This is a genomic window from Roseovarius lutimaris (assembly GCF_900115165.1).
GTDB lineage: Bacteria > Pseudomonadota > Alphaproteobacteria > Rhodobacterales > Rhodobacteraceae > Roseovarius > Roseovarius lutimaris.
Genome location: NZ_FOVP01000001.1, coordinates 268,814 through 294,028 on the forward strand (window position 1 = coordinate 268,814; position 25,215 = coordinate 294,028).

General features: G+C 61.6%; 24 protein-coding genes. 7 read left to right on the forward strand and 17 right to left on the reverse strand.

What is annotated here, in order from left to right; translation table 11 throughout:
* Nucleotides 1-141 precede the first annotated feature (141 nt).
* The 4 genes from BMZ91_RS01305 to BMZ91_RS01320 all read right to left on the reverse strand — a co-directional run bounded on the left by BMZ91_RS01305 (nucleotide 142) and on the right by BMZ91_RS01320 (nucleotide 3,355).
* Nucleotides 142-1,191, reverse strand: coding sequence for a sensor histidine kinase (locus BMZ91_RS01305; RefSeq protein ID WP_092833644.1), 1,050 nt, complete (start codon nucleotides 1,189-1,191; stop codon nucleotides 142-144).
* Between the two features lie 5 nt (nucleotides 1,192-1,196).
* Entirely contained in the window at nucleotides 1,197-1,724 is a 528-nt protein-coding gene (locus BMZ91_RS01310) for a gamma carbonic anhydrase family protein (RefSeq protein ID WP_092833478.1), read from the reverse strand.
* Nucleotides 1,721-2,362 carry a guanylate kinase gene (gene gmk, locus BMZ91_RS01315; RefSeq protein WP_092833645.1) on the reverse strand — a complete coding sequence of 214 codons (642 nt, stop codon included), beginning with the start codon at nucleotides 2,360-2,362 and terminating at the stop codon, nucleotides 1,721-1,723. Before gmk ends, BMZ91_RS01310 begins: the two co-directional genes overlap by 4 nt.
* A 102-nt stretch (nucleotides 2,363-2,464) precedes the next feature.
* Nucleotides 2,465-3,355, reverse strand: a complete 891-nt coding sequence (locus tag BMZ91_RS01320; protein ID WP_092833480.1) for a YicC/YloC family endoribonuclease — start codon at nucleotides 3,353-3,355, stop codon at nucleotides 2,465-2,467.
* A 237-nt stretch (nucleotides 3,356-3,592) separates the two neighbouring features.
* On the opposite strand from BMZ91_RS01320, the gene BMZ91_RS01325 reads away from it, so the two are divergent.
* On the forward strand, nucleotides 3,593-4,240 hold the full coding sequence (locus BMZ91_RS01325) for a PAS domain-containing protein (protein ID WP_092833482.1): 648 nt from the start codon (nucleotides 3,593-3,595) through the stop codon (nucleotides 4,238-4,240).
* 99 nt (nucleotides 4,241-4,339) lie between these two features.
* Here BMZ91_RS01325 and BMZ91_RS01330 read toward each other — a convergent pair whose 3' ends face one another.
* Nucleotides 4,340-5,710 carry a class II 3-deoxy-7-phosphoheptulonate synthase gene (locus BMZ91_RS01330; protein ID WP_092833483.1) on the reverse strand — a complete coding sequence of 457 codons (1,371 nt, stop codon included), beginning with the start codon at nucleotides 5,708-5,710 and terminating at the stop codon, nucleotides 4,340-4,342.
* 171 nt (nucleotides 5,711-5,881) lie between these two features.
* Here BMZ91_RS01330 and BMZ91_RS01335 point away from each other — a divergent pair, with 171 nt between their 5' ends.
* Complete coding sequence (locus BMZ91_RS01335; RefSeq protein WP_092833485.1) at nucleotides 5,882-6,883, forward strand: GlxA family transcriptional regulator; 1,002 nt, start codon at nucleotides 5,882-5,884, stop codon at nucleotides 6,881-6,883.
* Nucleotides 6,884-6,961: 78 nt separating this feature from the next.
* Here the strand turns inward: BMZ91_RS01335 and BMZ91_RS01340 are convergent, their stop codons facing one another.
* Genes BMZ91_RS01340 through BMZ91_RS01355 form a run of 4 tightly spaced genes read right to left on the reverse strand, consistent with a single transcriptional unit; the run spans nucleotide 6,962 to nucleotide 11,196 of the window.
* Nucleotides 6,962-8,053 carry a PQQ-dependent sugar dehydrogenase gene (locus BMZ91_RS01340; RefSeq protein ID WP_092833487.1) on the reverse strand — a complete coding sequence of 364 codons (1,092 nt, stop codon included), beginning with the start codon at nucleotides 8,051-8,053 and terminating at the stop codon, nucleotides 6,962-6,964.
* 55 nt (nucleotides 8,054-8,108) lie between these two features.
* On the reverse strand, nucleotides 8,109-10,037 hold the full coding sequence (dxs, locus tag BMZ91_RS01345; RefSeq protein ID WP_092833489.1) for a 1-deoxy-D-xylulose-5-phosphate synthase: 1,929 nt from the start codon (nucleotides 10,035-10,037) through the stop codon (nucleotides 8,109-8,111).
* A gap of 44 nt (nucleotides 10,038-10,081) precedes the next feature.
* Nucleotides 10,082-10,948, reverse strand: a complete 867-nt coding sequence (locus BMZ91_RS01350; protein WP_092833491.1) for a polyprenyl synthetase family protein — start codon at nucleotides 10,946-10,948, stop codon at nucleotides 10,082-10,084.
* Between the two features lie 5 nt (nucleotides 10,949-10,953).
* Nucleotides 10,954-11,196 (reverse strand): exodeoxyribonuclease VII small subunit, encoded by a 243-nt coding sequence (locus tag BMZ91_RS01355; RefSeq protein WP_092833646.1) that lies wholly within the window; start codon nucleotides 11,194-11,196, stop codon nucleotides 10,954-10,956.
* A 102-nt stretch (nucleotides 11,197-11,298) separates the two neighbouring features.
* On the opposite strand from BMZ91_RS01355, the gene BMZ91_RS01360 reads away from it, so the two are divergent.
* A complete protein-coding gene (locus tag BMZ91_RS01360; protein ID WP_092833647.1) occupies nucleotides 11,299-12,270 on the forward strand; it encodes a phosphotransferase in 972 nt (323 codons plus the stop codon).
* A 1-nt stretch (nucleotide 12,271) separates the two neighbouring features.
* Here BMZ91_RS01360 and BMZ91_RS01365 read toward each other — a convergent pair whose 3' ends face one another.
* Nucleotides 12,272-13,828, reverse strand: coding sequence for a helicase HerA-like domain-containing protein (locus BMZ91_RS01365; protein WP_092833493.1), 1,557 nt, complete (start codon nucleotides 13,826-13,828; stop codon nucleotides 12,272-12,274).
* A 462-nt stretch (nucleotides 13,829-14,290) separates the two neighbouring features.
* Here BMZ91_RS01365 and BMZ91_RS01370 point away from each other — a divergent pair, with 462 nt between their 5' ends.
* Nucleotides 14,291-14,968, forward strand: a complete 678-nt coding sequence (locus tag BMZ91_RS01370) for an invasion associated locus B family protein (RefSeq protein WP_425441524.1) — start codon at nucleotides 14,291-14,293, stop codon at nucleotides 14,966-14,968.
* Nucleotides 14,969-15,181: 213 nt separating this feature from the next.
* Nucleotides 15,182-15,883, forward strand: a complete 702-nt coding sequence (locus BMZ91_RS01375) for a DUF3047 domain-containing protein (RefSeq protein ID WP_092833495.1) — start codon at nucleotides 15,182-15,184, stop codon at nucleotides 15,881-15,883.
* A 50-nt stretch (nucleotides 15,884-15,933) separates the two neighbouring features.
* On the opposite strand, the gene BMZ91_RS01380 is transcribed toward BMZ91_RS01375, so the two are convergent.
* The 4 genes from BMZ91_RS01380 to BMZ91_RS01395 are packed head-to-tail and all read right to left on the reverse strand — an operon-like array spanning nucleotide 15,934 to nucleotide 20,174.
* Nucleotides 15,934-17,145 carry a beta-ketoacyl-[acyl-carrier-protein] synthase family protein gene (locus BMZ91_RS01380; protein WP_092833497.1) on the reverse strand — a complete coding sequence of 404 codons (1,212 nt, stop codon included), beginning with the start codon at nucleotides 17,143-17,145 and terminating at the stop codon, nucleotides 15,934-15,936.
* Complete coding sequence (locus tag BMZ91_RS01385; protein ID WP_092833499.1) at nucleotides 17,142-17,399, reverse strand: acyl carrier protein; 258 nt, start codon at nucleotides 17,397-17,399, stop codon at nucleotides 17,142-17,144. The genes BMZ91_RS01380 and BMZ91_RS01385 overlap by 4 nt, the downstream gene beginning before the upstream one ends.
* 42 nt (nucleotides 17,400-17,441) lie before the next feature.
* On the reverse strand, nucleotides 17,442-18,533 hold the full coding sequence (lpxD, locus tag BMZ91_RS01390; RefSeq protein ID WP_092833501.1) for a UDP-3-O-(3-hydroxymyristoyl)glucosamine N-acyltransferase: 1,092 nt from the start codon (nucleotides 18,531-18,533) through the stop codon (nucleotides 17,442-17,444).
* A gap of 27 nt (nucleotides 18,534-18,560) precedes the next feature.
* On the reverse strand, nucleotides 18,561-20,174 hold the full coding sequence (locus tag BMZ91_RS01395) for a L,D-transpeptidase family protein (protein WP_092833503.1): 1,614 nt from the start codon (nucleotides 20,172-20,174) through the stop codon (nucleotides 18,561-18,563).
* Between the two features lie 327 nt (nucleotides 20,175-20,501).
* On the opposite strand from BMZ91_RS01395, the gene mepK reads away from it, so the two are divergent.
* The gene (gene mepK, locus BMZ91_RS01400; protein ID WP_245736174.1) at nucleotides 20,502-21,074 is read left to right on the forward strand and encodes a peptidoglycan L,D-endopeptidase MepK; all 573 of its coding nucleotides are present in this window, start codon (nucleotides 20,502-20,504) and stop codon (nucleotides 21,072-21,074) included.
* Between the two features lie 82 nt (nucleotides 21,075-21,156).
* Here mepK and lipA read toward each other — a convergent pair whose 3' ends face one another.
* Nucleotides 21,157-22,104: a lipoyl synthase gene (lipA, locus tag BMZ91_RS01405; protein ID WP_092833505.1), complete on the reverse strand. Its 948-nt coding sequence runs from the start codon at nucleotides 22,102-22,104 to the stop codon at nucleotides 21,157-21,159.
* A gap of 209 nt (nucleotides 22,105-22,313) precedes the next feature.
* On the reverse strand, nucleotides 22,314-23,240 hold the full coding sequence (locus BMZ91_RS01410) for a hydrogen peroxide-inducible genes activator (RefSeq protein ID WP_092833507.1): 927 nt from the start codon (nucleotides 23,238-23,240) through the stop codon (nucleotides 22,314-22,316).
* Between the two features lie 154 nt (nucleotides 23,241-23,394).
* Here BMZ91_RS01410 and BMZ91_RS01415 point away from each other — a divergent pair, with 154 nt between their 5' ends.
* A complete protein-coding gene (locus tag BMZ91_RS01415; protein ID WP_092833650.1) occupies nucleotides 23,395-24,120 on the forward strand; it encodes a VIT1/CCC1 transporter family protein in 726 nt (241 codons plus the stop codon).
* Here BMZ91_RS01415 and BMZ91_RS01420 read toward each other — a convergent pair.
* The gene (locus BMZ91_RS01420) at nucleotides 24,117-25,088 is read right to left on the reverse strand and encodes a DUF6456 domain-containing protein (protein ID WP_245736175.1); all 972 of its coding nucleotides are present in this window, start codon (nucleotides 25,086-25,088) and stop codon (nucleotides 24,117-24,119) included. The two genes, BMZ91_RS01415 and BMZ91_RS01420, sit on opposite strands and share 4 nt — an antisense overlap.
* Nucleotides 25,089-25,215 lie beyond the last annotated feature (127 nt).

Genomic DNA, 25,215 nt, shown 5'->3' on the forward strand with positions numbered 1-25,215 from the left:
TTCGGTTCACGGGGCGCCCGTATTGGCGACCTCTGCGGCCCTGCTAGGTGGTTGCAACGACGCTTTTGTTACGTTTTTGTAAACGTTTTATGACAGGAGGAGATTTCTCGGGGATTCGCGCGGTTGACACCGCGAAAAGCTTTATGCGCTGTGCGTCCAGCGCGGCAAAATCACGGTAAACGCGCTACCCTGCCCCGGCGTGGAGTCGATTCGAAGTCGCCCGCGGTGGCGATTGACGATGTGTTTCACGATCGCAAGGCCAAGCCCTGTGCCACCCCTCTCGCGAGAGCGGTGGGTGTCGACCCGGTAAAACCGCTCGGTCAGGCGCGGGATATGCCGCGGATCAATCCCCGGCCCGCGATCCCTGACCCGCACCACCACGGCAGGCACGCGCAAGGTTGTCTCTGGCGGGCTCGGGTCGAGCGTGATGGTGATCGCGTTGCCCTTGCCACCGTATTTGATCGCGTTCTCAACAAGGTTGGTAAAAACCTGCTGCAACTGATCGGAATTGCCCGGAACACGCACGCCATCGGGCGGATCAAATGCGATCTCACAGGCGCTCTCTTTGGCCAGCGGGCGCAGCGTATGCAGCACCGAGCCGATGATCCGGCCAAGATCGACCGGGTCCTTGGCGCGCACCCGTTCCTCGCTTTCCACCCGGCTGAGCGACAGAAGATCGCGCACCAGCCGCTCCATCCTTGCGGCCTCGGATTGCATAATCCCCAGAAAGCGGTCGATCGCTTTGTCGTCGTGCCGCGCAGGCCCCTGAAGGGTTTCGATAAACCCGATCAGCGCGGTCAACGGTGTGCGCAACTCGTGGCTGACATTGGCCACGAAATCGCGGCGCATCTGGCTTGCCTGTTCCTTTTCCGACAGATCCTCAAAGCAGAGCAAGACGCCGCTCGTGGCTCCGATCTCGACAAAGCCAAGGCTCACGGCAAAGCTGGTGTCGCGCCCGGCATCACTGCTGTGGTATTGGGTATCGCGTGGCTGGCGGTCGGCCAGGCTCGCCTCGACCGCGTCGATCACATCGGGCTGGCGCAGGGCGGTCATGAAATGGCGCCCTTCGATCGCACGCCCCAAGAGATCGGCGCCCAGGGTGTTGACGGCCGAAATATGCGCGTCTGGCCCGATCAGAACCGCCGCAAGCGGAAGCGCGGCCAGAACCGAGGCGATGCCCTGGTCCGGCACCTCTGTCAAAGCGCTGTCAGGCCCGTGCGAAAGCGGCGCATGTTGCGCTGATAATGCAGCGCACCGGCCTTGAGGCCCTCGATGGCCGCCGCATCCAGAGTGCGGATCACCCGGCCCGGCGCGCCCATCACAAGGCTGCCCTCAGGAATTTCCTTGCCCTCGGTGATCAGCGCCCCGGCCCCGATCAGACAGTTCCTGCCGATCTTTGCCCCGTTCAGAATGGTCGCGCCCATGCCGATCAGGGAATTTTCGCCAATGGTGCACCCGTGCAGCATCGCCTTGTGCCCGATGGTACAGCCCGCCCCGATGACAAGCGGATAGCCCGGATCGGTGTGCATGACGGTGTGGTCCTGCACATTGCTGCCCGCGCCGATATGGATCACCTCATTGTCGCCCCGCAAGGTGACGCCAAACCAGACCGAGGTGGCGGCTTCAAGCACCACATTGCCGATCACACTGGCATCCGGGGCAACCCAGAAATCGCCATCTTCCGGGGTCTGCGGCGCGTGGCCGTCAAGCGCATAAAGGGTCATCTTGTCTCCTCGAATTCGGTCTGTAATTGGCGCACATGTGCGATAAGCCCCGGTTGCTGGCTGCGGCGCAGCCGGGTGGCCTCGATGATCGTGTTCAGCTTGCGCTCGGTGGCGTCAAGGTCGTCATTTATCAATACGAAATCATAGCCATCCCAATGGCTGATCTCATCCCAGCTTTTCTCCATCCGCTTGGCAATCACCTCGGCGCTGTCCTGACCTCGGGTTTCAAGGCGGCGATGCAACTCGCCAATCGAGGGCGGTAGCAGAAAGATCGACAGCGTATGCGCGCCAAGCGCCGAGTTGCGGATTTGCTGCGCGCCCTGCCAGTCGATGTCAAACAGCACATCGCGCCCGGCCTCGATCGCGCTTTGCACGGCCCCTTTGGGCGAACCATAGAAATTGCCGAACACATGCGCATGCTCAAGCATGTCACCGGCCGCCACATCGCGCTTGAACTGATCCTGGGTCAGGAAAAAGTAATCCTGGCCTTCAACCTCGCCCTCTCGCGGCGTGCGGGTGGTGGCCGAAACGGAAAACGCAATCGTCGGATCCCAGGCCCGAAGCCGCTGCGACAGGGTGGATTTGCCCGCGCCCGAGGGCGACGACAGAATAATCAAAAGGCCGCGGCGATCACTCATTGCATTCACTTTCCCGTTTGGCATCACATCTGTCATGCCCTGTCTTTCATCTTTCCAGAAATACTCAAACTCACCGCCGCCTCACGTCACACCGGCGCCTGATCATTCTACATTCTGCACCTGTTCACGCATCTGGTCGATCACGGTTTTGAGGCCAAGACCGATGCGCGTCAAGCCGGTGTTCTGCGCCTTGGAACAGAGCGTGTTCGCTTCGCGATTGAACTCCTGGCTGAGAAAATCAAGCTTACGCCCCATCGGCGAGCCCTGCGCGATCAGTTCGCGCGCGGCACCGACATGGGCGCGCAGGCGGTCGATTTCCTCGGTCACGTCAAGCTTGACGGCCATCATCGCAAGCTCTTGCGCCACGCGCCCCTCATCGGCGCCGCTGGCACCCTCGATCACCCGCGCGAGAGCGGCGCGAAAGCTTTGCGACAGATCATCCCTGCGCGCCTCGGCAACCTCGGCGGCCTCTTTGGTCAGCGTCTCGATCTCGTCAAGCTGCGCGCCCAGAACCTGCGCCAGGGCGGCGCCTTCGGCGCGGCGCATGTCCAGGAAACTCTCCAGCACGGACTCGAAATCCGCCAGGAGTGCGCGACCGAGCGCACCGGTGTCCTGCGCGCTGGTGCCGGTTTCAAGCACCCCGCGCAGGCCGACGATATCGGCGGCATTGGCGGGCGCCAGCGACAGCCCGCGATCCATCGCGCGGGCCTCGATCCCGGCCATGGCCGCAAGCACATCCTCAAGCAGTGCCTCGTTGACGCTCAGCGCGCCGCCGCGCTCATCGCTTTGCACCCGCAGGGACAGCGAGACATTGCCACGCGCCATCGCCTTGCTCAGACGCGCGCGCAACCCCGCCTCAAGCCCCTCGATCCAGTCGGGCACCCGCAAGCGCAGATCAAGCCCCTTGCCATTCACACTGCGCAATTCCCAGGCCCAGCTCTGACCCTCAAACTCGCCTTTGGCGGCGGCAAAGGCTGTCATGGAATATAACATCGGCGGTTGGCTCCTTGTTGCGGTCTTGCCCTGTCCTAGCCACTGGTCTGGCGGCTGGCAAGCGGCTGGCAAAGGCAAAGCCTTTCGGAGAAGTTAACCAATTACGACGATTTTTAGACAAATAGAGGCTGAAATATGGCACATTTAAGTCATAGTACGGTGAGTCATGTGAGAATTAAGGCAAGCCGATGACCGTCGCAGCAGACGGAGAATGACGTTCAGAGAAGGTTTTGACACATGCAGGACGACGTAATCAGTTCAGTGGTTCCCCCCCGCCCAGGTAGTGCGGATGACCGGCAGGCCGAGCATATGCGCGCCTTTCGCGCCTATTGGAACAGCATGCGCAAGGGCCATGATGTGCCGCGTCGCTCGGATATCGACCCGCGCCGGATTGAGCCGTTGTTGTCCAACGCCTTTATCGCCGAGCGGATTGCGCCGGGTGTCACACGTTTGCGGATCGCGGGCATGCATCTGAGTGATCTCATGGGGATGGAAGTGCGCGGCATGCCGCTCAGCAGCTTCATCGCGCCTGCCGATCGTGACAATTTCGCGCTCAACCTGGTTGATGTGTTTGATCGCCCCGCGGCGCTGCGCCTCGATCTGCGCAGCAAATCCGGTGTCGGGCGCCCGGAATTGACCGGCACGTTGATCCTGCTGCCGCTGCGCAGCGATCTGGGCGATGTGTCACGCGCGCTTGGGTGTCTCATAAGCAAAGGCCAGATCGGGCGCGCCTCGCGCCGGTTCGAGATCGTGAACAGCCATGTCGAGCCGCTCGTCGCCAGGGTTGAACCCAATGGCATGCGCGCCCTGCCCGGTGGATTGACCGACCCCAGAAGTTCCCCGGTCAGCAAAAACAGCCGCGATTATCTGCGCGTGGTCAAATAAGTCAAAGGGCATTGGCCCATGTTTGCCTCATTAAAAAGGCGGCGCAAGAAAATCCTGCGCCGCCTTTTAATTTAATTTCAAACCGTTAGGGCGCCAGGCTCATCCAGCTTGGGCCTGTTGACGTTCAACCCGCAGCGCCGAAAGTTCTTCGGCGACCAGAAACGCCAGCTCAAGCGATTGGCTTGCATTCAGGCGCGGATCGCAGGCGGTGTGATAACGATCACTCAGGTTTTCATCGCTGAGCGCACGCATGCCGCCGGTGCATTCGGTTACATCCTGACCGGTCATCTCGAAATGCACACCGCCGGGAATGGTGCCCTCGGCCTTGTGGATGGCAAAGAATTCGCGGACCTCGCGCAGCACCGATTCAAACGGTCGGGTCTTGTATCCGGTGGCCGATTTGATCGTATTGCCATGCATCGGATCACAGACCCAGACCACATTGGCGCCCTCTTCTTCTACGGTCTTGATCAGACGCGGCAGGTTGTCCGCGACCTTGCCCGCGCCAAACCGCGCGATCAGGGTCAGGCGACCGGCCTCATTGCCCGGATTGAGCTTGGCCAGAAGCAGCTTGAGATCTTCGCTTGTCATGGTCGGACCGCATTTCAGGCCAATCGGGTTCAGCACGCCACTCAGGAAATCCACATGCGCGCCATCCGGCTGGCGTGTGCGATCCCCGATCCAGAGCATATGACCCGATCCCGCCAGCCATTTGCCAGAGGTCGAATCAAGCCGCGTCAGCGCCTCTTCATATTCCAGCAACAGGGATTCGTGGCTGGTATAGAAATCGACCGTCTTGAGCGTATGCGCGCGATCGCTGTCAATGCCGGCCGCCTTCATGAAATCCAGGGCATTGCTGATGTTATTTGCCATTTCGCGGTATTTCGCGGCCTTTTCGGATTCGGTAAAGCCGAGCGTCCAGGCGTGGACCTGATGCACATCCGCATACCCCCCCGTCGAAAAGGCCCGCAACAGGTTCAGCGTCGCCGCCGCCTGGGTGTAGGCCTGCAACATCTTGTCGGGATTGGGAATGCGCGACTCGGGCGTGAAGGCCAGATCGTTGATGATATCACCGCGATAGCTTGGCAGTTCGACACCGTTGACCACCTCGGTCGGGGCCGAGCGCGGCTTGGCGAATTGCCCGGCCATCCGGCCGACCTTGACCACCGGCACCTTGGCACCATAGGTCAGAACCATCGCCATTTGCAGCATCACTTTGAAGGTGTCGCGGATCGCATCGGCGCTGAACTGCTCAAAGCTCTCGGCGCAATCGCCGCCCTGAAGCAGGAAGGCCTCGCCGCGCGACGCCGCGCCAAGTTGCTCTTTCAGGCGGCGTGCCTCGCCTGCAAAAACCAGCGGAGGATACTGCGTCAGCCGGGCCTCGGCCGCCGAAAGTGCGGCGGCATCGGTATACTCTGGCATCTGGATCCGCGGTTTCGCGCGCCAGTCCGATTTTTGCCATTGCGTCATTGTCTTTCTCCGCTTTGTCGAATTACAGGCTTGGTCTATACTAAGGTGACCCTCAAGTGACCATATATGTATTGCAGGAATTCATGCAATTCGCGCCCGTATGTCTTGTCAATAAGACTGTTTTTGTGACAGACCCGATAAACGGCCTATTTATGCAGGGATTCGACAAGCATGAAATCCGAAGCCACAAAAATCCAAGTCAGCGCCCCCAAGACGGCAAAACGCTTTGTTTTTGTATTGGTGGACAACTTTACCTTGCTGAGTTTTGCCTCTGCCGTGGAATGCCTGCGGATTGCCAACCGGATGTCGGGGCATGAGCTTTATCAATGGGCTGTCACCGGCGACACCGAGGATACGGTAACCTGTTCGGCGGGCGCACGGTTTCATGTCGATTTCCCGCTTGGAGAGCTTGGCCGGGACGATATCCCGATGATCTGCGGCGGCATGGATGTGCAGGCGGCCACCACCAAACGGATCCTTAACTGGGTCCGGCGCGAGGCGCGGCGCGGTGTCAGGATGGGGGGCCTCTGCACGGCCGCCTATGTTCTGGCCAGGGCCGGTCTGCTGGATGGAAAGCGCGCGACGATCCACTGGGAGAACCACGACAGTTTCCTCGAAGAATTTGAAGAGGTCGAGCTTACCAAATCGGTCTTTGTGGTGGACGGCAACCGGATGACCACGGCGGGGGGCACATCCTCGATTGATCTGATGCTGAAACTGATCGCCGACGATCATGGCGAGAAACTGGCCAATGCGGTGGCCGATCAGCTTATCTATAGCTCGATTCGCACCGATCAGGACACGCAGCGCCTCTCGGTGCCAACCCGCATCGGGGTGCGCCATCCCAAGCTGAGCCAGGTGATCCAGATGATGGAGGGCAATATCGAAGAGCCGATCAGCCCGTCGATCCTGGCCAAGGATGTCGGCATGTCGACCCGCCAGCTTGAACGGCTGTTTCGCCGCTATCTAAGCCGCAGCCCGAAGCGGTATTACATGGAACTGCGCCTGCAAAAAGCGCGCAACCTGTTGATGCAGACCGATATGACGGTGATCAATGTCGCGCTTGCCTGTGGCTTTGCCAGCCCCTCGCATTTCTCGAAATGCTACCGGGCGCATTACAACACCACGCCTTACCGCGAACGCGGCGCGCAGGCCTCGCGGCTCTCGGTCTGACGACGCAGGCGGAGTCAGTGGGGCCAGCCCCACACCCCGGGATATTTGACGCCAGAAGAAACCAGAGCATGAGAGAGCCTAGTCGGGGGTGATCCGGTAAGCCGCGCCCTGGGCCACGCTTAGGAACCAGATGCTGCCATCGGGGGCTTCGCGGATGTCGCGCACCCGTTTGGTCTCGGGCGATTTGAGCTGTTCGGCCTCGGTGAGCGGGCTGCCCGAGAGGCGAGAGATATAGCCGAACTTGAGGCTGCCGACAAAGAAATCGCCGCGCCATTCGGGCCAGAGCACGCCGGAATAGATCATCAACCCCGAGGGCGCGATCGAAGGGTCCCAGTAATGCGCCGGCTGCTCCATCCCCGGCTTGGCCGTGCCCTCGCCGATTTTCAGGCCGGAATAGTGCCGACCATAGGAAATCACCGGCCAGCCATAATTGGCGCCGGATTTGATCCGATTCACCTCATCGCCGCCGCGCGCGCCGTGTTCAGCCGCCCAGAGGTCGCCCTCAAGATCAAGCGCCGCGCCCTGCGGGTTGCGATGGCCGTAAGACCAGATTTCAGGCTGTGCGCCGGGGGTATCGGTGAACGGGTTATCCTTGGGAATGCTGCCATCGCGGGCAATGCGGATGATGCTGCCGTTTTCGCGCGAAAGATCCTGTGCCGAAGGCCGGTCACCGCGTTCGCCGATGCTGGCGTAAAGATACCCGTCGCGGCCCTCGACAAGGCGGCTTCCGAAATGGCGCCCGCCCGAGGAACCGGGCGTAAGCTCGAAAATCACCGTCCAATCGGTGAGGCGATCCGCGCCGGGGGCAAGGCGAGCATGGGCAATCGCCGTGCCCTCGCCGCCCTGTTGCGGTTTGGCGTAGGTAAAATAGAGCTGGCGGCTCCGGGTAAAGTCACGCGGCACAAGCACGTCGAGCAACCCGCCCTGCCCGCCCGTCGCCACCCTGGGCAGGCCCTTGACGCTTTGCCGACCCTTGTCGTCGATCAGCAAAAGCCGCCCGCCCCGTTCGGTGATCAACACGCCGCCATCCGGCAGAAAGCCGATCGACCAGGGCTGATCCAGCCCTTTGATCACAGGCGTCACGGTCAGCGTGCCGACGCTGCTGTCAAGGGCATGGGCGGGGCCGACCGCCAGGATCAGGGCAAGAAGAGCTGCGGCGAAACGGGACATGACCCTCCCTATTCAGATGCGATAACACAGGTGCATCGCAGTCATATGGGGGGTCTCAGGCGCGTTTTCCACTTATTTGCGCGATATCGAGCACATCAAGCACCTTGGCCTCGATCTCGGCCGCGCCAAGCCCTGCCACCGCATACATATCCGCCGGGCTAGCCTGATCAATGAAGATATCAGGCAGAACCATCGAGCGGAATTTGAAGCCCCGGTCAAAAATGCCATGTTCGGCCAGCAACTGCGCGACATGGCTGCCAAAGCCGCCGATGGCGCCTTCTTCAATGGTGATCAGCGCCTCGTGATTGGCAGCCAGATCAAGGATCATCACCGCGTCGAGCGGTTTGGCAAAGCGCGCATCGGCGATGGTTGGCGTGATGCCGCGCGCGCGCAATGCCTCGGAGGATTTCAGAACCTCGCCAAGACGGGTGCCGAACGACAGGATCGCGACGCGCTTGCCCTCTTGGATGATCCGGCCTTTGCCGATCTCAAGCGCCTCACCGCATTCGGGCATCTCGACGCCCATCCCCTCGCCGCGCGGATAGCGAAAAGCGATTGGCCCCTCGTCATGCGCGGCGGCGGTGGCGACCATATGGACAAGCTCGGCCTCATCGGCGGCGGCCATCACCACGAAGCCCGGAAGATTGGCAAGAAAGGCGATGTCGAACGCCCCCGCATGGGTCGCGCCATCGGCCCCGACAAGCCCGGCACGATCAATCGCAAAGCGCACCGGCAGGCGTTGGATCGCCACATCATGCACGACCTGATCATAACCGCGCTGGAGAAACGTGGAATAAAGCGCGCAGAACGGCTTGAGGCCCCCCGCCGCAAGCCCCGCCGAGAAAGTCACCGCGTGCTGCTCGGCGATGCCAACGTCAAAACAGCGCGACGGGTGGCGGCTTGCGAACAGATCAAGCCCGGTGCCATCGGGCATCGCTGCCGTCACCGCACAGATCTTGTCATCCCGCGCCGCCTCGGCCAACAGAGCGTCGGCAAAGACGCGGGTATAGCTTGGCGCGTTCGAGGGCGCCTTTTTCTGCTCGCCGGTCAGAACATCGAATTTCGCCGTCGCATGACCGCCGTCGCTTGCGCTTTCGGCCGGGCCATAGCCCTTGCCCTTTTTGGTCATCACATGAATGAGGATCGGCCCGGTGGCGCGTTGGCGCACCGTGCGCAGAACCGGCAAAAGCTGATCCATGTCATGGCCGTCAATCGGGCCGACATAGGAAAAGCCAAGCTCTTCGAACAAGGTGCCGCCGACCGCCAAGCCCTTGAGCATTTCTTTGGCGCGCCGCGCGCCCTCCTGAAAGGGCGGCGGCAACAGCGACACGGCGCCCTTGGCGGCGGCCTTGAATTCCTGAAACGGCTCGCCCGCATAAAGCCGCGAGAGATAGGACGAGAACGCCCCCACCGGCGGGGCAATCGACATTTCATTGTCGTTGAGAATGACAATCAGGCGTTTCTTGAGGTGGCCGGCATTGTTCAGCGCTTCAAACGCCATGCCCGCACTCATCGCGCCATCGCCGATTACCGCAATTGCATCGCCATGCCCGGTGGGGCAATTGCCACCAAGATCACGCGCCACGGCAAAGCCGAGCGCGGCACTGATCGAGGTCGAGCTATGGGCGGCGCCGAACGGGTCATAGGGGCTCTCGCTGCGTTTGGTAAAGCCGCTCAGCCCGTCCTTTTGGCGAATGGTGCGGATCCGGTCGCGCCGCCCGGTCAGGATCTTGTGGGGATAGCATTGGTGGCTGACGTCCCAGATGATCTTGTCGCGGGGCGCATCAAACACCGCATGCAGCGCCACGGTCAGTTCGACCACGCCAAGCCCGGCGCCAAGATGGCCGCCGGTTTCCGAGACCGCCGAAATCGTCTCGGCGCGCAATTCATGCGCAAGCTGCGTCAGCTGGGGATCCGAGAAGCGTTTGAGATCGGCAGGCGTGGCGACCTGATCAAGCAGCGGTGTGTCTGGGCGGTTCGGCATTGCGGGGCCCCTCCTTGCGGGGTGAAAGTCACGGCGGTGGCAACTCAGGTCTGGCGCGAGATAACGAAGCGCGCAAGCTGCTGCAAGGTGTCGGCCTTGTCACCATAGCATGATAGCGCATCACAGGCCGCGTCAACAAGCGACCTGGCCTCGGCACGCGCGCCATCAAGCCCGAGATGCGACACGAAGGTGGCCTTGCCGGCCGCGGCATCCTTGCCCACGGCCTTGCCGACCTGCGCCGCATCGCCGGTCACGTCAATCACATCGTCCTGAATTTGAAAGGCCAGCCCAAGCGCCTTTGAATAGCGCGTCAGAGGGGCAAGATCGCCTGCCCCCATGCGCGCCCCGGCGGTCGCGGCCCAGGTGATCAGAGCGCCGGTCTTGCCCGCCTGCAAGGTTGTGATCTCGGCAAGGTTTAGCGGGGTTGCTGCGGTTTCGGCTGCGATATCAAGCGCTTGACCAAGAACCATGCCCTGGCCACCGGCGGCGCGCGCAAGGCTGAGGGCGAGGTCGGCGCGAATGTCGGCGGCCTCTGCGCCGTCGGGGTGGGTAACCAACTCGAACGCCAGCGAGTGCAGGGCGTCACCCACAAGAATCGCCGTTGCCTCATCCCATTTGACATGCACCGTCGGCTGGCCCCGGCGCAGATCATCGTCATCCATCGCCGGAAGGTCGTCATGCACGAGGCTATAGGCATGCAGCGCCTCGATGCCGCAGGCAGGCCAGATCGCACGCTCGCCCGCCACATCGTGAAGGCGCGCGGTTTCCATCACCAGAAAGCCGCGAATGCGTTTGCCGCCGCGCGTCGCATAGCCCATGCCCTGCGCCACGTCACCACTGCCGAAACCCGCCAGAACGCTGTCAAAATGCGCCTGAATAAGCACCGCATCCCCGGAAAGCCCGGTTTTCATCGCCTTCAAAGGCCCTCGACCGGGGTGGTGCCGGTGGGCTGGCCGTCGCCGTCAAGCGTGATCGCGGCGACTTTTTCCTCGGCCTCTTTCAGCTTGGCCTCGCAGCGCTTCTTGAGGTCTGCGCCGCGCTCGTAAAGGGTGATTGATTCTTCAAGCGCCACATCGCCACGCTCCAGCCGTCCGACAACCTGTTCGAGCTCTTTCATCGCCTGTTCAAACGACATTTCGGACAGGGGAGTATCGGGCATTGCGGGCATCCTGTTGCTGGTTTTTCACGCATCACCATAACCATGTCAGCCGGGGGGTGCAATTCGGTTGACGCCCGTTTGCGGCTGCGGGACATTGGCGCCATGAGTGACCTGCCGACCCCTGCCCCTCTGCCCGACCCTGAGAGGCTGCTTGCCCTGCATCGGCGCTTTGAAGCGGCGCGCAACGCCTGCCCGGAACTTGAAACCGCAGACCTCGGCGAGGTGCTACGCATTGTGCCCGGCAAGCGCGCGATCCTGAAAGGCACGCTTGCCGGGCGCGCAGCCGTCTTTCGCATCTTCGAGCCTGAGCAAGGCGATATCTCGACGCGCGAATGGCGCGAAATGACGCGGATATGGCCCTATATGAACAGCGGCCCCTACCGCGTGGCCGAGCCGCTTTTGCATCTGCCGGAGCATGGCATCCTGGCGATCGAACATGTGCCGGGTCAGCCCCTGCTAAAGCATTTCTGGCAAGCAGAGCCCGACACCCGTGCCCGCCACCTGCGCCCTGCCGCAGAGTGGTTGCGCCGCTATACCGAAGGCAGCGAAACCTGGCGGGCGGGCAATGCGGCCGGCTGGATCGCGCGGGTTGAACGCGCGGCCGCAAGCCAGCCCTTCGCCAATCTGCGTGCGCTTGAGGCCGGGATTCTGGACGAGTTACGCCGGATGGCCGCAATGCTTGAGACGCAAGAATGGCGCGTTGCCATCTGCCATGGGGATTTTCACCCCAACAACCTGATCACAAACGAGGATCGCCTGACGGGTATCGACATCGGCGGCTCGGCGCGGATGCCGGTCTGCAAGGATATCGCGCGCTTTTTGGTGCATATGGGTCGGCGCGGCATGATCCCCTCGGGGCTGCGCCAGCTTGGCGTTGACCAGGTCGGGATTGCGGCTTTTGCGGATGCCTTTGCACTGTCAAGTGTCGAGCGCGGGCTTTGGCTGCCGTTTTTCATCGGGTGCGAGGCGTTGATCCGGGTGGAAAACAAAAGCCTGAAAAAGGGCCGGATCAAACGCGCCGAAGAAATGTATCGGGCGCTGCGCGACGATCTGATTGCCGCGCGCAGCGCCTGAATCAGCGCCCCTTGAACAGACTGCCCAGGATGCCGCGCACAAGGCGGCGCCCGGTCGTGCCCTTCAACTCTTTTAGAACCACATCGGTCAGCGCCTTGCCAAAGCCCCCTGACGAGGTGGCTTTGCGCGACCGACTTGAGCGGCTTTCGGTTTCGCCGCCGGAATAGCGGCGCGCGGCCTTGAATTCGCGGTCTTTCTCGGCGGCCTGTGCTTCGCGCGCCTCTGCCTGTTCTGCCTCTTGTGCCTCTTGGGCGGCGGCCTCGGCCCGGGCCAGCAACATCTCATGCGCCGAGTGGCGATCAAAGACGGTTTCATACTTGCCCTTGACCGGCGAGGCGTCGATCACCGCGCGCCGGGTCGCAGCGTCACAAGGTCCAAGCCGGGTCGCGGGGGGGCGGATCAGGGTGCGTTCGACCACCCCCGGCACGCCCTTGTTTTGCAGCATCGAGGTCACCGCCTCGCCGACGCCGACATCGCGAATGGCCTCGACCGTGTCAAAGCGCGGATTCGGGCGATAGGTTTCCGCCGCCCGCCTGAGCGCCTTTTGATCGCGCGCGGTAAAGGCGCGCAGGGCATGCTGAAAGCGGTTGCCAAGCTGGCCAAGGATATCCTCGGGCACGTCGTCGGGGTTCTGGGTGATGAAATAGATCCCCACCCCCTTGGAGCGGATCAGCCGCGCCACCTGTTCAACCTTGTCGACAAGCGCTTTGGGGGCGTCCTCGAACAACAGATGCGCTTCGTCAAAAAAGAACACCAGCTTGGGTTTGTCGACATCGCCCACCTCGGGCAGGGTCTCGAACAGCTCGCTCAACAGCCAAAGCAGGAAAGTCGCGTAAAGCCGGGGCGAGTTGATCAGCCGGTCGGCGGCAAGGATGTTGACATAGCCGCGCCCATCCGGCGTGGTGCGCATCAAATCGTCAAGCGACAGCGCCGGTTCGCCAAAGAAATGCGTGCCGCCCTGATTTTCAAGCACCAGAAGCGAGCGTTGGATCGCCCCCACCGAAGAGGCCCCGACATTGCCAAAACGCAGCGACAGGTCAGCGGCATTCTGGCCGACCCAGGTCAACAAGGCCTGCAAGTCATTCATATCCAGAAGCGGCATGCCCTCTTCATCGGCGACGCGAAAGGCGATGTTCAACACCCCCTCCTGCGCATCCGTCAGCCCCATCAGCCGCGACAGCAACAGCGGGCCCATCTCTGACATGGTGGTGCGCACCGGGTGGCCCTGTTCGCCGAACAGATCCCAGAATATCACCGGATAGCTGTCATAGCGGAAATCGACAAAGCCGATCTTTTCGGCCCGCTCGGTAAAGGGCGCGTGCAGCTTGCCGCCGGGATCGCCCGCCACCGCCATGCCCGACACATCGCCCTTGATATCCGACAGGATCACCGGCACCCCGGCATCCGAAAAGCCCTCGGCCAGAATTTGCAGGGTGACGGTCTTGCCGGTGCCCGTGGCCCCCGCAATAAGCCCGTGCCTGTTGCCGTATTTCAGCAGCAGATCCTGCGGCTCTGAATAGTCCGGCCCGCCGCCGCCTATGAATAGCGTTTTCTGCACCCTGATACCCCTCGTCCCAAAATGGTCACGCGCCGAACATACAAAGTTAAGGTTTTCATGCCAGTATCAATTCAGTCCCGGGGCCGATTGTCCTCTGGTGCCGGGTGACTTCCTCCCTGTCAGACTGGCCGCGCCTTCGGGTGCGGCCTTTTTTCGTGCGGACTTTCCTGTGCGGCGTTTTTTCAGGTTTTTACGAACTCACCTGTTGACGGGTGCGGCCTTCTGTCCTAGCGTCTGCACCAATAACTAAGTCGGCCAGTCCGACGGGGAGAGACAGGAAAGAGGCCGCGAGGCCTCTTTCTTTTTGTTTGTTCTTTTTGTTTGACGTATTTTGCTGTGTGGATAGGGGCGTCGCGTCCGCGAAAACCTGCCAGAGTGCGGCGGCTTTGCTGAAATTTGATCCTGACTCTTCCGCCCGACCATGATAGTGCGCATAAAACAGTCCAGTTTTATGGGGAAACGATGCCTAGATTTTTTTCGAACCTTTCGCTGATCGCCGTTCTGGCAATGGGCACATCGCTGAGTGCGCAAGAGGCCACGACCGAAGCCGAGACGGCCCCGGCAGCCGACGCACAGGCCACCGACGCACAGACCCCGGCTGAGGCCCCCGCCGACAGCGCGGCCCCTGCCCCCGAAGGCGATGCGGCAATCGCCGCCGACGGGCTTGACCTAGGTCGCGAGGTCCAGGAGGATCCGTCTTATATCAAGGCCACATATGACGATTGGCAGATGAAATGCTTTCGCACCGGCACCGAAGAAGACCTGTGCCAGATGTATCAGCTTCTGACCGAACAGGCCGGCAATCCGGTCGCCGAATTCAGCCTTTATCGCCTGCCGAAAGGCGCGCCGGTTGCAGCGGGCGCGACGGTTGCCGTGCCGCTTGGCACGCTTCTGAGTGAGGAAATCAAGATTTCGATCGACGGAGGCAAAGCCAAAAGTTACTCCTATTCATTCTGCTCCATGGCCGGTTGTTTTGCACGGATCGGCCTGGCACAGGCCGACGTTGATGCGCTGAAACGCGGCGTCAAGGCAACGCTTGAAATCGTCCCGGCACAGGCCCCTGACCAAAAGGTCAAGATTGACGTCTCGCTCAAGGGCTTTACCGCCGCCTTTGACAACGCCTCCGTGCTTCAGCAGTAAACCGCCCCCGAGGCCGCGCGGCCTGGACAAAGCGAACTTGAAATGCCGCCAGGGAACCACCGGGCGGCATTTTTCTTGGGTCGGCCCTGTGGCCAGTCACATTGCGGTGATCATGCGGACAAAGCCGCCGCCCTTCCGGACCCGGACCTTGCGCAGCCGTCACGACGCCGTCAGTGTCGCGCCGACAGGCGGGCGGACAAAGGAGCATGACGCGTGAAGAAACTGGTGTTGGGACTGGGTGTTGTCATCCTTGGCGGTTTTCTCTTTTGGGTGACCCGCCCGGATGCGTTCGACACCGGCACGCCGCTTCTGGCCAATGGCAATGCTGTTCACCTGTTGGAGGGGCTCAACACCGAAAACCTGCCGGAAGGCTGGGCGCATCGGAGGTTTTTCCGCATCCCGGCGACAGAGTACCAGATGACCAAAGAGGGCGAGACGCCGGTGCTGCGCTGTTCCACCGAGCAGAGCGCGTCGATCCTTGCGCGCGACACGCGAATCGCCCTCGCCGACCTGCCGATACTGAGCTGGCGCTGGAAGGTGACCCGGCCGATCGAGAGCAATGTCGATGAGGCCACAGAGGCGGGCGACGATCATCCGCTGCGGCTCTATCTGCGCTTTGCCAATGAGGCGGGCGAGACGCGCGGCAGTGAGATCATCTGGAGCAACCGCAAGTACAAGCCGGGCGACTACAAGATCATTGGATCGTTTTATCACTATGTTGCCAATGGGTTGGATGCCAATATAAATGTATGGCATGCACAATCCCTTGACCTACGCCAGCTTTATAGCGACATCGGAGGCACCGGCACACCGACACTTACGGTGCTTGGCGTGTTTTGCGACAGCGACAATACCGGCGGGCAAAGTGACGGGATGTTCAGCGATATCACCCTCTCGGCGCCCGCCAAAGGTTAGGCCAAGACCGCCCCCGGCAACGCATCAGAATCGGCGATATCCGATTTGACTTAGGTGAACCGGCGCAACGCCAGAACCGCGTTGAGACCGCCAAAGGCAAAGGCATTGCTGAGCGCGACATCGACCTTCGCCTCGCGCGCGACATTGGGCACCACGTCAAGCGCGCACTCCGGGTCAGGTTCTTGATAGCCGATGGTGGGCGCTATGATACCGTCGCGCAGCGCCATGATACAGGCCAGCAATTCCACCGCCCCGGTGCCGCCAATAAGATGGGCATGCATGGATTTGGTCGATGAAATCATAAGCCTGTCGGCATGCGCCCCGAACACATCGGCCACGGCGGCGCTTTCGGTCTTGTCATTGGCGGCGGTGCCGGTGCCATGTGCGTTGATATAGCCGACCTCGTCGCGGTTGATCCGCGCATCCTTCAGCGCGCCCTGCATCGCCCGCGCCGCGCCCTGCTTTGAGGGCATCACGATATCCGAGGCATCCGAGGTCATGGCAAACCCCGCCACCTCGGCCAGGATTTCGGCGCCGCGCTTGCGGGCATGCTCGTAGTCCTCGAAGACGAAAATCGCCGCGCCCTCGCCCTGCACCATGCCGTTGCGATTGGCCGAAAACGGACGGCAGGCATCGCGGCTCATGACGCGCAGCCCCTCCCAGGCCTTGACCCCGCCAAAGCACAGCATCGATTCCGACCCGCCGGTGACCATCACCGGGGTGATGCCGCCATGCACCATCTGAAACGCCTGCGCCATGGCGTGATTGGACGAGGCGCAAGCGGTCGAAACGGTAAAGCTTGGTCCCTTGAGGTTGAACTCCATCGACAGATGGCTGGCGGCGGCATTGTTCATCAATTTGGGCACCACAAAGGGATGCACCCGGTTCTTGCCGTCCTCATAGACCGAGCGGTAATTCTCGTCGAGGGTGGTCATGCCGCCGCCCGAATTGCCAAGGATCACCCCGGCCCGCGCCGCCAGCTCGCCGGAAAACTCAAGCCCGGCTTGCGCAATCGCCTCGCGCGCGGCGATCAGGGTGAACTGGGTAAAGCGGTCAAACAGCGCAAGCTGCTGGCGGTTGAAGCGGGTTTCGGGGTCGTAGTTCTTGACCTGCCCGCCGATGCGGATCGACAGGCGCTCGACATCGCGAAATTCAAGCTCGGAAATCCCGCACCGGCCTTCGCGCATCGCCTCAAGGGTCTGCGGCACCGTGGCGCCAAGCGCGTTGATCGTGCCCGCGCCGGTGATGACAACGCGTTTCACGACTGTTCTTTTACCAACCGTTCGATGCCCGCGATGATCGTGCGCACCGATGAGATGTCGAAATCGCTTTCGCTTGGTTCATTGGCGTTGAAGGGGACGGATATATCGAACTCTTCCTCGATGGCGAAAATGCTTTCGACAAGGCCAAGGCTGTCGATGCCGAGATCCTCAAGCGTGTTGTCAAGCGCCACATCCGATGGTTCCAATACCGCCTGTTCGGCGATGATGGCGATGACGCGATCTTTGATGCTCATGGTTTTGGTCTTTCCGCAGTGAACCGGTGTTTGACCCCGGATTTAGGTATTATGAGGCGGCTTTGAAACAGTTTTTTTAAGGCTTGAGACATCATCGAGCAAACGCCGCAAGCGGCGCACGCCTTTGAACGCCCCTATGGCGGTCTCCATTTTCATCGCCGGATAGCCAAGCATCACCCGCCCCGCAGGGATATTGGCCAAAACGATCGTGCCGCCGCCGGTGATCACATTGTCGCCAATAAAGATGTTGTCGCTGACGCCGGTTTTGCCGGCCAGCACCACGTTGTTGCCAATGCGCACCGAGCCCGCGATGCCGGTGTGACCACAGAGCAGGCAATCGGTGCCGATACTCACGTTGTGGCCGATCATCACCAGATTGTCGATCTTTGTGCCAGTGCCGATTGTGGTGTCGCGAATGGTGCCGCGATCCACCGTGCTATTGGCGCCGATCTCGACATCGTCGCCGATGATGACGCTGCCAAGACTATGAATCCGGGCCCAGCTTTGCGCCCCGCCTCTGCCCTGATCGCCCAGGCTGGCGCGGGCGGCCTCAACACCTGATGTTTCCGGCGTCACAAAGGAAAACCCGTCGCCGCCAATCACCGCCCCCGGCTGAGCGATAAAGCGCGCGCCAATGACCACGCGCGCGCCGATCCGCACGCCTTCGCGCAAGTGCGCGCCCTCGCCGATCCGGGCATCGTTGCCAATGCAGGTTTGCGGGCCGATGATTGAATTCCTGCCGATCCTCGCGCCCTTGCCGATCACCGCCAGCGGCCCGACGCTTACCCCTTCGCCGAGGTCGGCCTCGGGATCAATCACCGCCGAAGGGTGAACACCCCTGCCCCAGCCCTGACCGGGATCAAACAGGGCGGTGAGACCCGCCATCACATGGCGCGGTCGCGGCGCCATTATCGCGGCCTTGAGGCCGAGTGCCTGCCAATCGTCGCCTGCGCTGATCACGGCGGCCACCGCGCCGCCCTGCGCAAGGGCATCGCGATACGCGCGCGTCATCGCAAGCGCCAGATGGCGCGGGCCCGCATCATTGGGTTCGGCCAGGCCATCCACCTCAAGATCAACGGCGCCAAAGGCCTTCGCCCCAAGCGCCGTTGCAATCTGTTGAATGGTATAGACCATGGCTGCCCCCTTCGCTTGAAGGAGTATTTAGCCCTGAACCGCGCCCAGCGAAACCCCTGCCTTTTCGAGCGCCTGCCAGATCCTGGCATCCCGCCCATAGACGTCATCGCGGTACTGGGTGCGCCCCTTCGCCTTGGTAAAGGCGGTGCGATAGATAAGATGCACCGGCACCTGGGTCTTGAGCGGCACATGCGTCTCACGACCGGTGTTCAGCACCGAATGGAAAAAAGTCTTGGGATCGTCTTCCTGTTTGGACAAAAGCTGATAGGCGAAATCAAACGGTTGTTGCAGACGAATGCAGCCATGGCTGAAATCCCGCTTTTCGCGGGCAAACAGCGCCTTTTGCGGCGTGTCATGCAGGTAGATGTTGTACTTGTTGGGAAAGATGAACTTGACCAGCCCAAGCGCATTGCGCGTCGAGGGCGGCTGTTTGATCGCAAACGGGAAATTGCGCGCGTTATAGGCACCGAAATTCACCGCGCCCCGGCTTACCTCGCGCCCACGGCTATCGTAGAGGCGAAGATGCGAGGCGGCGTTGCGATTGCGCTTCATCTGCGGCAGGTATTCGTTGACGGCGATCGAGCGCGGCACATGCCAGGTGGGGTTTATCACCAGATGCTCCATCACGTCGGAAAACTCGGGGCTGCGCCGGTCGCTTGCGTTCTTGCCGATCACGGCGCGGGTCTCGAAGGTCAGGTGATCATCATCCATGATGCGGGCGCTGAAATCGGTGAGATTGACAAGAATATGCCGTTTGCCCCGGTTCGGCGTCAGCCAGCGTTCCCGTTCCATCGCGACGATCACGGATTTAAGGCGTTCTTGCATCGAAACGTTGAGCGCGGCAATCGTGCTTGCGCCCGCAACACCGTCCTGCTCAAGCCCATGGTCGGCTTGAAATGCCTGAACTGCGGTTTGAACGGAGGCATCATAATGCTGGCTTGCGCTGCGTGCGAGGTAGCCCATCCGGATCAGACGATTGCGTAGCGCCACCACGGGCGCCCCCGCCGCGCCGGGTTTGAGGATGCTGGCGGGCACCGTCGCGCCCCATCCGCCCTGCGCCATCAAATGCTCAAGCCGCAGTTTTTCCTTCATCAGGCGGGCATATTCATTGCCCTGCGGCGCAAGTGTGCGGAAGAATGCACGCGGTTCGGTGGTGGTAAGACCGGTCAGATTGGTGATCGGGTCGACATAAAGCACCTCGCGCTTGATGTCGTTGTCGACCTTCGAGGGCACCAGAACACCGCTTTGCATGTCGCGCGCAAGCCGCAGGAAGGTGCGGCTCAACTCGCCCTCGATCAGGCCCAGATCACGGCTTGAACGCGCGGCTCCCATCCGCTCCATCAGGCCCGCAAGATCATAGCGGGCGGCCGGCAGACCATGCAGATCAACCTCGCTCAACGTGCGCACAAGCGCCTTGCGGCGGGCGCGATCCCCGGCGCTATCGCCGGTCCAGATCGGGGCAAACCCATTGTCCCTGTAAAACCCGGCAAGATCACGGTCGCTCGCCACGGTTTCGGCCAGGGCCTGGCGAAAGGCGGTGACCTGCGCCATGGCGGGATGGCCGGTAAATACCGTGGTCAAACTTATAGCGGCGGCTGCCATCAGCAAGCCAAAATCGCGGCGGGTCTTCGCCAAGGTCATAGATTTCCCCTTAAAACAAACAGTTCACTGATATGATTATATCCTGTTAGATAATGGGCTCTCAATTTTTTCCTAACACTTTGCTGTCAACTTTATGCGCAGGGTCGTGACTGCGGCCAAAATGCAGCGTGGATTGCGCAATTCGGACACAGACCCGAATATTTGCGCGAAAACTTGCCGAAAACCCTTGATGCTGACGCAGGTCGTCAAATCAGGACTTGGTGGATGATTCTTGATGTGCAATAAAGTGCAGACATCTGGGGATGATATGGCAAAGCCACGGTACAGTGGCAACTTAGGTAGGCGACGGGACAGGCGCTAGACACAATGACGAAGCTTATGAGCTCGCAGAGCATGACGCGGCGCGCGGTATTGGGTGCATTTGCAGCCACCGCAGTAGCAGCAGCACCCACTTTCTCCAACGCAGCAGGCTTTCTGCGAGGCGCAGGCGACATTCGCCGCATCCGCATGACATCGCCGCGCACCGGGGAAAAGATGGACACCATCTATTGGATCGAAGGCGAATACCTGCACGAGGCGGTTCGCGAAATCTCGTTGTTCATGCGCGACTGGCGCACCGATGGCGTCAAGAATATCGACACCCGGACGATTGATATCCTCGCCGCGAGCCACAATCTTTTGGACGCGAGCGAACCCTATACCCTGCTAAGCGGATATCGCAGCCCGAAGACCAACGCGATGCTGCGCAGCCGGTCGCGCGGTGTGGCCAAGAATTCGCGTCACATGATCGGTCAGGCCGCTGACCTGCGCCTTGGAAGCCGCTCGGTCAGCCAGATTTATCGCGCCGGCGTGGCCTGTGGCGGTGGCGGCGTTGGCCGTTATTCAAGCAGCAATTTCGTCCACATGGATTGCGGCCCTGTGCGGAGCTGGGGCCGGTAACCCTGCTCTCTCACATCTCTGCAACACGCAAAAGGCCGGTCCCTTTGGACCGGCCTTTGTGTTTTGATGGGGCCTTGTGACCTCAGGCGAATTTGGCGTTGCGCGCCGCTTGAAGCCGGGCAAAATCATCGCCCGCATGATAGCTTGAGCGGGTCAGCGGCGAGGCCGAAACCATCAGGAACCCCTTGCCATAGGCAGCCTTTTCATAGGCCGCAAACTCATCCGGGTGAACAAAGCGATCCACCGCGTGGTGTTTCGGCGTCGGTTGCAGATACTGCCCGATGGTCAGGAAATCGATTCCCGCCGCGCGCATGTCATCCATTACCTGATGCACGGCCTGGCGGTCTTCACCGAGACCGACCATGATGCCCGATTTGGTGAACATGCTCGGATCGATATCCTTGACCCGCTGCAACAGGCGCAGACTGTGAAAATAACGCGCACCGGCACGCACCTCTGGGTAAAGGCCGGGCACGGTTTCAAGGTTGTGGTTGAACACATCCGGCTTGGCCTTGACGACAACCTCAAGCACCTCGGGGGCGCAATGCAGGAAGTCGGGCGTCAGGATTTCGATCGTGGTGCCGGGGCTGCGATGGCGAATGGCACGGATGGTCTGGGCAAAATGCTCGGCACCGCCGTCGTTGATATCATCGCGGTCCACACTGGTCACGACCACATGTTTCAGGCCAAGTTTCTGCACCGCATCGGCGACGCGGCCCGGCTCGAAGGCATCAAGGTCTTCGGGCGGTTTGCCGGTCGCAATATTGCAAAAGCTACAGGCGCGGGTACAGACCTCGCCCATGATCATCATGGTGGCGTGGCCCTGGCTCCAGCATTCACCGGCATTGGGACAGCCGGCCTCTTCGCAAACCGTGACAAGCTTGTGCTCGCGCATGATCTTGTGGGTTTCGAAATAGCCCTTGCTGGTCGGCGCCTTGACGCGAATCCAGTCCGGCTTTTTGGGCTGAACATTGTCGGGCCGATGCGCCTTTTCGGGGTGACGTTGCCCGGGTATCTTGAGATCACGCACGAAATTTTCCCCGCGAATGGTTTGGTAACATTCATCTACTATAAAACATGGCGATGGGAAGTGCCAGTAATGCAACGCCGTTACCCGGTGGCCGCATCCACGTAAAGGGTAGTCATCGCACTTAGCAAGTGACCCGAGTGTTACCGGCCCGTGCCCTGATGGGGGGCGGGTCGCGTAACCCGTGTTTCAGGCCCAAAGCTCCCCGGAGGTCAGAGACGCCGCGCCGTGTCGATAAGCGATTGACCGACCGCCTGAAGCACCTCTGCCAATTTGGCAAACCACGCCTCATTCTGCGAACTTTTCCGTCGCACAACCGCGATGCGGCGGGCCGGTTCGGGGTTGGAAAACCGACGCAGATGCATGCCGGGCGCCGCTCTTTGTTCGATACTGGCGGCGATTTCCGGCATCAGGGTCAGGCCAAACCCCGCCTCGACCAACCGCGACAGCGTGGCCAGCGAAGACGCCCCCATATCAATCTGCGCATGACCGCGCCCGCGCCCGCAGACCTCCAGCGCCTGATCGGTCAGGCAATGCCCATCCTCAAGCAACAACAGCGGGCTTTGATCAAGCGCCGACGGGCGCAACGCCTCGACGGCCGGGCCAAGCGCGGCCAAGCGCGCCGCCGAGCCGGCCAAAAGAAAGCGATCCTCGAACAGCGGCCATTCCGTCAACCCCTCGGCCGCGACCGGAAGCGCGACGATGGCCGCGTCAAGCTGGCCGCTCTGCACCTCTTGAATAAGCTGGTCGGTCTTGGCCTCGCGCACTTGGACATCAAGCGAGATGTCGCGACTGCGCAGCGCCTCAAGCGCGGCGGGCAGGATATAGGGCGCGATCGTCGGGATGATGCCAAGCGACAACCGCCCGGTCAGCCCGCCTTGCCAGCGCGCGGCCTCGTTCAACGCCTGCATTTCGCCAAGAACCCGCGTGGCATGGGTGAGAATCAGGCGGCCGAACGGCGTCAGCACCACGTCGCGCGCCCGCCGCTCGACCAGCTTTTCACCAAGCGCCGCCTCCATCTCGCGGATTTGCACGGAAAGGGCGGGTTGTGAAATGCTGACCACCTCGGCGGCGCGGCCGAAATTGCGCTGCTCGGAGAGCGCCTTGAAATAGCTGAGTTGGCGAAGCGTGATATTCATATCGGAAAGTTATGCAAATCCCGAAAAACTACAAGTCTGGATTATCACGCTGCGCGCGCGCCCTGCCCGCACCTATGTCGCAGCCTTGCCGCTTGCGGCGCCAGAGCGACAGCCTATGCTGACGCAACCCCGCAAAACACCCCGAGGCGCGATCATGGACAGGCAGGCAGAACGGCGCGACGGCCAGACCCTTGGGCGCGCGCAGGAACATCTCAAACAGATCGTTTTTGGCGGCACCGACGGCATTGTCACCACATTCGCCATCGTCGCGGGCTTTGCCGGCGCACAGGCCGAAGGCGTGGCCCAGATCGGCGGCTTGGCGGTGCTGGTGTTCGGGCTGGCCAATCTTTTTGCCGATGCCGTCAGCATGGGGCTGGGCGAGTTTTTGTCCCTGCGCGCGCAGCACGATCTTTACCGCGCGCGCCGGGCCTCTGGCCTGCGTGATCTTGCCGAGCATCCGGGAGGGCAAACCGCGCTCATGACCAGGATCCTGACCGCGCGGGGCCTGTCGGACAGTGAAGCCAGAACAACGGCAAACATCCTTGCGCGTCATCCCGGCGCGATGACCGAACTTATTCTCAATTACGAATTGGGGTTGCGGGATCCCGATGATGAAAGCCCTGTTTTGAACGGGCTTTTCACCTTTTCGGCCTTTGTCGCCTTCGGGGTTGTGCCACTGGTGCCCTATCTCATGTTCGATGCCACGGCGCAGACCACGCGCTGGTCGGTGGCGGCGACACTGGGGGCGCTGATCCTGCTCGGCCTGTTACGGTGGAGCGCGACTGGCGAGCGGTTGTTGCGGACCCTCGGCGAGACCGTGCTTGTCGGCACGGTCTGCGCGCTTGTGGCTTTTGTGGTGGGGGCGCTGGTCGGCGGTTAACCGATCATCCCGCCCGCATCGCCAAGGCTGGCGTAATGGCGTTTCAGCCGCTGCAAGGCGATCCGCAGCACGATTTTACCCGAGCGCGCCGACCAGCCCATTTTCTTTTCGGCCCGCTCAAGCCCTTCCAGGTAGCAACAGCAGCGCAATACCACATCGCCAAGCCCCGGCCCGAGGTCGCGCAGCGCACCGGTGACACGGGCGCGCGCGGCATCCGCGCCATAGCCCGATGGCGCCGGGCCGCTGCCCGGATCATCGACGCAGGTCAGAAACCGGTCCCAGTTCTGCGTGGTGCGCGGCGCCATGTGCGACAGCTCGAAATCCTCGCGAAGGCGCTCGCCCGCGCGCACAAGATCGTCGCCCAGAAACGGGCTTCCGTCCTTGTCACGCCGACGTGCCAGGGCAATGAGCGGCGTCTCGGACAGGCCATAACGCTGGCGCTTGCCGCCCTGTCCCCTGCCGTCGCCCGCCTCGATGGTTTCGGCTTCGGCCTTTGCCTCGCCAAAGCCGGAAGCCTGATTTTCCGCCTCGGCCAGCATTGAGCCAAGCGCTGTGCGCCCGGCGGCGGTGACATGATAGCGCGCGATTCGCCCCGGGCTTTCGCAGGTGATCCAATGCTTGAGCGCCATCGCCTCGGCCACCTCGCGATCCACCACCGCCGTGCGCGATGGCTGACCGGTGCCCGTGTCACGCACCACCACCGCCTTGTCCATCCCCACCGAGACCGCCAGAACCGCGCCGGTTTCGCACAGGCGGCGCAGCACGCGGCGCGCTTCGGATTTCAGGCGCGCCTCGCTCAGCGCGATATCATCTTCGGGCATTTCTGTGATGTGGCTTGTCATCTTGGCCTCCTTGGCAGGAGAACCGGCAATCTTCAGGTGCAGAACCTGTTGGCCGAGGCGGCGCAGCGCCTCATCGACCAGGATATCGTCGCGGCGTGTTTCAAACATGCGGATCTGGCGCAGCACGGTCGAGGCATGGCGCCTCGCCCGTCACGCAAGCGCCCGGATCGGGGTGCCCGTTTCTGTATGCGCCAGGTAGTTCAGCGCCGCTTCGGGCACCCAGGTTGGAACCTGTTGCAAACTTGGTTTTGGT

Excerpts from the sequence above, each read along its gene's own strand:
- BMZ91_RS01360 (WP_092833647.1), top strand. The coding sequence starts at position 11,299 with ATGAGTGACCTGCCGACCCCTGCCCCTCTGCCCGACCCTGAGAGGCTG.
- BMZ91_RS01385 (WP_092833499.1), bottom strand. The coding sequence starts at position 17,399 with ATGAGCATCAAAGATCGCGTCATCGCCATCATCGCCGAACAGGCGGTA.
- BMZ91_RS01330 (WP_092833483.1), bottom strand. The coding sequence starts at position 5,710 with ATGACGCAATGGCAAAAATCGGACTGGCGCGCGAAACCGCGGATCCAG.
- BMZ91_RS01340 (WP_092833487.1), bottom strand. The coding sequence starts at position 8,053 with ATGTCCCGTTTCGCCGCAGCTCTTCTTGCCCTGATCCTGGCGGTCGGC.
- BMZ91_RS01415 (WP_092833650.1), top strand. The coding sequence starts at position 23,395 with ATGGACAGGCAGGCAGAACGGCGCGACGGCCAGACCCTTGGGCGCGCG.
- BMZ91_RS01320 (WP_092833480.1), bottom strand. The coding sequence starts at position 3,355 with ATGTTATATTCCATGACAGCCTTTGCCGCCGCCAAAGGCGAGTTTGAG.
- BMZ91_RS01395 (WP_092833503.1), bottom strand. The coding sequence starts at position 20,174 with ATGACCTTGGCGAAGACCCGCCGCGATTTTGGCTTGCTGATGGCAGCC.
- mepK (WP_245736174.1), top strand. The coding sequence starts at position 20,502 with ATGACGAAGCTTATGAGCTCGCAGAGCATGACGCGGCGCGCGGTATTG.
- lpxD (WP_092833501.1), bottom strand. The coding sequence starts at position 18,533 with ATGGTCTATACCATTCAACAGATTGCAACGGCGCTTGGGGCGAAGGCC.
- BMZ91_RS01335 (WP_092833485.1), top strand. The coding sequence starts at position 5,882 with ATGAAATCCGAAGCCACAAAAATCCAAGTCAGCGCCCCCAAGACGGCA.
- BMZ91_RS01355 (WP_092833646.1), bottom strand. The coding sequence starts at position 11,196 with ATGCCCGATACTCCCCTGTCCGAAATGTCGTTTGAACAGGCGATGAAA.
- BMZ91_RS01410 (WP_092833507.1), bottom strand. The coding sequence starts at position 23,240 with ATGAATATCACGCTTCGCCAACTCAGCTATTTCAAGGCGCTCTCCGAG.
- BMZ91_RS01325 (WP_092833482.1), top strand. The coding sequence starts at position 3,593 with ATGCAGGACGACGTAATCAGTTCAGTGGTTCCCCCCCGCCCAGGTAGT.
- gmk (WP_092833645.1), bottom strand. The coding sequence starts at position 2,362 with ATGAGTGATCGCCGCGGCCTTTTGATTATTCTGTCGTCGCCCTCGGGC.
- BMZ91_RS01350 (WP_092833491.1), bottom strand. The coding sequence starts at position 10,948 with ATGAAAACCGGGCTTTCCGGGGATGCGGTGCTTATTCAGGCGCATTTT.
- BMZ91_RS01310 (WP_092833478.1), bottom strand. The coding sequence starts at position 1,724 with ATGACCCTTTATGCGCTTGACGGCCACGCGCCGCAGACCCCGGAAGAT.
- dxs (WP_092833489.1), bottom strand. The coding sequence starts at position 10,037 with ATGCCGAACCGCCCAGACACACCGCTGCTTGATCAGGTCGCCACGCCT.
- BMZ91_RS01370 (WP_425441524.1), top strand. The coding sequence starts at position 14,291 with ATGCCTAGATTTTTTTCGAACCTTTCGCTGATCGCCGTTCTGGCAATG.